Origin of the sequence: Spirulina sp. CCY15215 (genome assembly GCF_016888125.1) — a bacterium.
Classification (GTDB): domain Bacteria; phylum Cyanobacteriota; class Cyanobacteriia; order Cyanobacteriales; family Spirulinaceae; genus CCY15215.
The window spans coordinates 1-225 of sequence record NZ_JACSWA010000243.1; the positions used below are offsets into that span (position 1 = coordinate 1).

The following is a 225-nucleotide window of genomic DNA, read 5'->3' on the forward strand; positions in this document are numbered from 1 at the left end:
GATATCAATGAAGTAACCCATATCGACGAAAAAAATTCATCTTTTTTACTGGATTTTTATCTCTGGTTTCGCTACAAAGGAGATATAGAACCTGACGATATTGAATTTACAAATTATTCCGTTGAAAGATTGGATTCGGGAGAAAAATTAACTCTAGGTGAACCGATTAAAAGAGATCGGCATGATGGAGTCAATCATGTTGTCTATCGCGTTAAAGCTGATTTT

General features: G+C 34.2%; 1 pseudogene. It reads left to right on the forward strand.

The annotated features are described in order from the left end of the window. Positions 1 to 225 (forward strand): annotated as a pseudogene (locus JUI58_RS01890) (hypothetical protein); the annotation flags it as partial.